The sequence below is a fragment of the Thalassolituus sp. UBA6592 genome (assembly GCF_002433655.1).
Taxonomy (GTDB): domain Bacteria; phylum Pseudomonadota; class Gammaproteobacteria; order Pseudomonadales; family Oceanobacteraceae; genus Venatoribacter.
In genome coordinates this window covers 1-5383 of record NZ_DJIO01000164.1, presented here as the reverse complement: position 1 = coordinate 5383, position 5383 = coordinate 1, and the positions used below count along the sequence as shown (strand labels likewise).

The 5383-nt window shown below is 53.1% G+C and carries 5 protein-coding genes; 4 read left to right on the top strand and 1 reads right to left on the bottom strand.

Features of this window, described 5'->3' with window-relative positions; translation table 11 throughout:
• Positions 1–56: 56 nt before the first annotated feature.
• The gene (gene ilvC, locus B2Z72_RS16635) at positions 57–1544 is read right to left on the bottom strand and encodes a ketol-acid reductoisomerase (protein ID WP_297005336.1); all 1488 of its coding nucleotides are present in this window, start codon (positions 1542–1544) and stop codon (positions 57–59) included.
• A gap of 161 nt (positions 1545–1705) precedes the next feature.
• Between ilvC and ilvY the strand changes: the two genes are divergently transcribed.
• From ilvY to B2Z72_RS16615, 4 genes are all read left to right on the top strand, one after another.
• Entirely contained in the window at positions 1706–2581 is an 876-nt protein-coding gene (gene ilvY, locus B2Z72_RS16630; protein WP_296982519.1) for an HTH-type transcriptional activator IlvY, read from the top strand.
• Between the two features lie 42 nt (positions 2582–2623).
• The gene (gene pssA, locus B2Z72_RS16625; RefSeq protein ID WP_296982517.1) at positions 2624–3460 is read left to right on the top strand and encodes a CDP-diacylglycerol--serine O-phosphatidyltransferase; all 837 of its coding nucleotides are present in this window, start codon (positions 2624–2626) and stop codon (positions 3458–3460) included.
• A gap of 269 nt (positions 3461–3729) precedes the next feature.
• Positions 3730–4728 (top strand): protein-methionine-sulfoxide reductase catalytic subunit MsrP, encoded by a 999-nt coding sequence (msrP, locus tag B2Z72_RS16620; RefSeq protein WP_296982515.1) that lies wholly within the window; start codon positions 3730–3732, stop codon positions 4726–4728.
• Positions 4728–5360, top strand: a complete 633-nt coding sequence (locus B2Z72_RS16615) for a sulfite oxidase heme-binding subunit YedZ (protein ID WP_297005333.1) — start codon at positions 4728–4730, stop codon at positions 5358–5360. The genes msrP and B2Z72_RS16615 overlap by 1 nt, the downstream gene beginning before the upstream one ends.
• Positions 5361–5383: the final 23 nt, after the last annotated feature.

The following is a 5383-nucleotide window of genomic DNA, read 5'->3' as shown; positions in this document are numbered from 1 at the left end:
CTTAAGTGAACAGCATTGCGGCATAAGCCGGGTTCTTTTTACATCGTTAACTGATCTTATTGAGCAGCTTCTACGATGCGTTTCATGTCGGTCATGTAACCGCGCAGTTCTGCACCAACCCATTCAACAGGGTGGTTACGGATAGCGTCGTTTACTTCGATCAGACGTTTGTTATCAACAGAGTTGGTTTTAACGTTCAGACCTTTACCGATCACGTCAGTACCGATGTGGGGCATGAATTTCTCGCGCAGCAGAGGAACCGCAGCGTGAGAGAACAGGTAGTTACCGTATTCTGCAGTGTCAGAGATAACCACGTTCATTTCGTACAGCTTACGACGTGCGATGGTGTTGGCGATCAGCGGAGTTTCGTGCAGAGACTCGTAGTAAGCAGACTCTTCAACGATACCGGACTCAACCATGGTTTCGAACGCCAGCTCAACACCGGCTTTGATCATGGCAACCAGCAGGATGCCGTGGTCGAAGTATTCCTGTTCGTCGATAGCAACGTCAGAAGCCGGTGCTTTTTCGAAGCCGGTTTCTGCAGTTTCTTCACGCCATTTCAGCAGGTTCGCATCGTTGTTAGCCCAGTCTTCCATCATGGTAGAAGAGAAGTGACCAGTCATGATGTCGTCCTGGTGCTTACGGAACAGAGGACGCATCAGGTCTTTCAGTTCTTCAGCCATGTCGAACGCAACGATTTTCGCCGGGTTAGACAGACGGTCCATCATGTTGGTGATGCCGCCGTATTTCAGTGCTTCAGTGGTGGTTTCCCAGCCGTACTGAATCAGTTTGGCTGCGTAGCCTTCGTCGATACCGTCTTCAACCATTTTCTCGAAGCCGAGGATCGCACCAGTCTGCAGCATGCCGCACAGAATGGTCTGCTCGCCCATCAGGTCGGACTTAACTTCAGCAACGAAAGAAGATTCCAGACAGCCTGCACGGTGACCACCGGTTGCAGCAGCCCAGGCTTTGGCGATATCCCAGCCTTCACCTTTTGGATCGTTTTCCGGGTGAACAGCCAGCAGGGTCGGTACACCGAAACCACGCTTGTATTCTTCACGTACTTCAGAACCAGGGCACTTAGGTGCAACCATAACAACAGTCAGGTCTTCACGGATCTGCATGCCTTCTTCAACGATGTTGAAGCCGTGGGAGTAACCCAGGCAGGCGCCTTCTTTCATCAGTGGCATGACTGCGCCAACAACAGAAGAGTGCTGCTTGTCCGGAGTCAGGTTCATAACCAGATCAGCAGTCGGGATCAGTTCTTCGTAGGTGCCTACGTTGAAACCGTTTTCAGTAGCGTTTTTCCAGGACTGACGCTTTTCAGCAATCGCTTCAGCACGCAGAGTGTAGGAAACGTCCAGACCGGAATCGCGCATGTTCAGACCCTGGTTCAGGCCCTGAGCACCACAACCAACGATCACAACTTTTTTACCTTTCAGGTATTCAGCTTCGGACGCGAATTCTTCGCGGTCCATAAAACGGCAGCGACCCAGCTGATCCAGCTGTTGACGCAGGTTCAGAGTATTGAAGTAGTTGCTCATCTCTGTCTCCTTGCAAATAGTTAAAGGGATGCATGTTTGGGGCGGAATAGTAGGGGATAAAACCTGTTGCGTAAAATGCTATATTTGCGTCACTGTATTGCAAAATATGCAACGCTCTTGCGTATGGGGCAAGACGACCTCGCAATCAAAGGGGAAAGCCTATGGATTACAAAGACTTGCAGGTCTTTCTGACGCTATGTTCGCAGCAGCATCTGGGCAAAGCGGCGCAGCAGTTACATACCAGCGCTTCGACACTGAGCCGCCGTCTGGCGCGTATGGAGGAAGAAGCCGGGGCGCAGATGTTTAACCGCGATACGTCTCCGATGCAGCTGACCCCGGCCGGCGAGCTGTTCCGCCAGCATGCGGAGCAGACATTATTAAGCTGGCAGCAGCTGCGCAGCGCAGTCGGCACAGAGATCAGTGATCTCAGTGGTGAGCTGACGCTGTTCTGTTCCGTCACCGCGACCTACAGCTTTCTGCCGGATCTGTTGTCGCGCTTCCGCGAAAAGTACCCGCTGGTGGATCTGCGTATTCATACCGGTGATGCAGCTGAATCGATTCCGCGTACGGAATCCGGTGACGCCGATGTTGGCATTGCCGCACGCCCTGAGCATTTACCGCCCGGGCTTACCTTTAAAGCCATGGCATCGTCACCTTTATTGTTTATTGTGCCGCGTACTCCGGCGAATGTTGCCGGGCTGAATCAGGCAGAAATTGACTGGTCAGAAGTCCCTATGGTGCTGTCAGAATCCGGTTTGGCCAGAACCCGGGTGAATCAATGGTTCGCTGAGCGTAATATCCGCCCGCATATTTATGCTCAGGTATCCGGCAATGAGGCCATCGTCAGTATGGTGGCGCTTGGCGTAGGGGTTGGTGTTGTACCTGAGCTGGTATTAAGGAACAGTCCGATGGCCAGCCGCGTGCGGGTATTAAATGTTCAGCCTGAGCTGGAACCTTTTGCCATTGGTTTGTGTTCTAAGACTCAGAGACTGGAAGAACCATTGTTGCAGGCGCTATGGAAGACAGCGCAGCTCTGATGGCTCATAATGGTCAGGTTACAGAGAAGAGCTTCACACACGATGAACGAAGAAAATAAGGTTGTACCGCTTATGGACAACAAAGAGCACAACACAGACACCCAAAGTCATTCTGCTGCCCATGAGGAAGCCGCGGCTTCTCACGGCGCTAAAGATTCCTCCAAATGGCCGGGGCGCAAGGGCATTTACCTGCTGCCGAACCTGTTTACCACCGGCGCACTGTTTTCCGGTTTTTATGCCATTGTTGCCAGCATGAACGGTAACTTTGAAAACGCCGCGATTGCGATTTTCGTCTCCATGATTCTGGATGGTATGGATGGCCGGGTGGCGCGTCTGACCAATACCCAGAGTGATTTCGGTGCGGAATACGACAGTCTGGCGGATATGGTCTCCTTCGGTGTGGCGCCGGCACTGGTGTCGTTCACCTGGGCTTTGCAGGATCTGGGTAAAGTCGGTTGGGTGGCAGCGTTTGTTTATGTGGCCGGTGCTGCTCTGCGCCTGGCACGTTTCAATACTCAGTTGGATGTTGCTGACAAAAACTTCTTTACCGGTCTGGCCTCGCCATCCGCGGCGGCTATCGTTGCCGGTACGGTTTGGGTGTTCAGTGAATCCGGCGTCTCCGGTGCCGACATGGCCTGGCTGATGGCGATGATCGTTCCGGTATGTGGCATTCTGATGGTGTCCAATGTCCGCTACCACAGCTTCAAGGGTCTGGATCTGCGTGGCAAAGTGCCATTCGTCGCTCTGCTGGCGGTGGTGATGGTTTTTGTAGTGGTATCTATTGATCCGGCGAAAGTGCTGCTGGGCGTGTTTATGGCCTATGCCGTATCCGGTCCTTTATATGAAGCCTGGACCCGCCTGCGCGCTAAAAAGAGTTGAATAAGTTGAATAAAGGGCAGAGCAGAAGAAAGACGCTCTGACGAAAGAAAGACAGGCTGCCGTGCGGAATTTCTGCCTGCAGCTCAGGTCATAAGGTTTATACCGGGCCGTTACTGATTACACTGATCGGTAACGGCCTTTTTCGTTTGGCCCCCTGGTCTCTTGGTCCCGCTGGGCAGGTTCACCGGATCGCCGGATAACCTGTTCGTCAGAGGCCTGGGTTAAGCCTGCACAATAAAAAGCAGCAAGATGCGCAGCGAGGAACCGCTATGATCATCCGTAAACGACGTCAGAGTGATCCGCTCAGCTCTGAAATTACTCCGCATTCTGTTTATAAGGCGCGCCGCCAGTTTATGGGGCAGGCCGGGGCACTGGCGTTGGCGGCTACTGCTCTGCCGGCAAATGCACTGGTGGCCCGGCCGTCTCCCGCGTCAACAGGTCCGGACTGGCTGGCAAAGAATATTCTGCAGGCCAGTGACAGTGCATTCGGCAAAGACGAAAAGCAGGCGCCTTACTCTGCCATTACCAACTACAACAACTTCTATGAGTTCGGTTACGACAAAACCGATCCTGCGGCTAATGCCGGTTCTCTGAAGACCGATCCCTGGACGGTGGAAGTCGGGGGGGGATGTGAAGTGCAGGGCGAGTTTGCCCTGGAAGATCTGCTGAAAGGGATGGAATTGCAGGAGCGCATTTATCGTCTGCGCTGTGTCGAAGCCTGGTCTATGGTGATTCCCTGGGTAGGCTTTCAGTTATCGGATCTAATCAAGCGCTTCAAACCCTTGTCGTCGGCTAAGTATGTGGAGTTCGTGACGCTGAATGATCCGGCGCAAATGCCGGAGCAGAAGTCCCGCTTCTCAACGATCGACTGGCCTTATCGCGAAGGGCTGCGCATGGATGAAGCCATGAATCCACTGACCATTATGGCGGTGGGGTTGTACGGTGAAGTGTTGCCCAATCAGAACGGTGCGCCGCTGCGCTTAGTTGTCCCGTGGAAGTACGGCTTTAAAAGTATCAAGTCGATTGTGGCGATCCGTTTCCGTGAAACCATGCCGAAGACTACCTGGAATGAGCTGGCACCCCATGAGTATGGCTTTTATGCCAACGTGAATCCGCAGGTGGACCATCCGCGCTGGAGTCAGGCGTCCGAGCGTCGTCTGCCTTCCGGTTTGTTCAGCGCCAATCGTATCGATACGCAGATGTTTAATGGCTATGGCGAAGAGGTTGCGTCTCTCTATAAAGGCATGGATCTGCGGAAGAACTATTAATGGCGAAACTGAACGCCGTCCACTGGCGACGTATCGCGGTATTCGTTCTGAGTCTGCTCCCCTTTATATGGATACTGCAGGCGATAGTGCGGGTGCAGATGGGAGAGTGGGATCTGCTGGGTCCGGAGCCGGGCAAGGCTATTGTCTGGTTCACCGGTAGTTGGGCCTTTAACTTCCTTTTGATTACGCTGGCGGTAACACCATTAACCAGGCTGGCGGGCCAGCGCTGGTTGATGACTCACCGGCGCATGCTGGGTTTGTTTGCCTTCTTCTATGTCACGGTTCATTTACTGTCTTACTTTATGTTTCTGCTGGAGTGGCGCTGGCAGGAGTTGGCGGCTGAAACTGTGAAGCGGCCATACCTGCTGGTGGGTATGCTGGCATGGCTGATGTTGATTCCTTTAGCGATTACCTCTACCCGGGGTTGGCAGCGCCAGCTGGGCAGGCGCTGGAAGCGCCTGCATCAGCTGGCGTATGCCATCGGGGTTTTAGCGGCGTTGCACTATTTAATGCAGATTCGTTCATCCTGGCTGGAACCGGGTTTGTATGCTTTCCTTACTTTTGCTCTTTTAGTTGCACGAGTGCGCTTTCAGCGGGTTTTTACCCCTCATGAAAAAATATTAAAAAAGTGATTGACGGGATTGTCGTGGTCTAT

Coding starts and splice junctions, on each gene's coding strand:
- ilvC (WP_297005336.1), bottom strand. CDS start 1,544: ATGAGCAACTACTTCAATACTCTGAACCTGCGTCAACAGCTGGATCAG.
- ilvY (WP_296982519.1), top strand. CDS start 1,706: ATGGATTACAAAGACTTGCAGGTCTTTCTGACGCTATGTTCGCAGCAG.
- pssA (WP_296982517.1), top strand. CDS start 2,624: ATGAACGAAGAAAATAAGGTTGTACCGCTTATGGACAACAAAGAGCAC.
- msrP (WP_296982515.1), top strand. CDS start 3,730: ATGATCATCCGTAAACGACGTCAGAGTGATCCGCTCAGCTCTGAAATT.
- B2Z72_RS16615 (WP_297005333.1), top strand. CDS start 4,728: ATGGCGAAACTGAACGCCGTCCACTGGCGACGTATCGCGGTATTCGTT.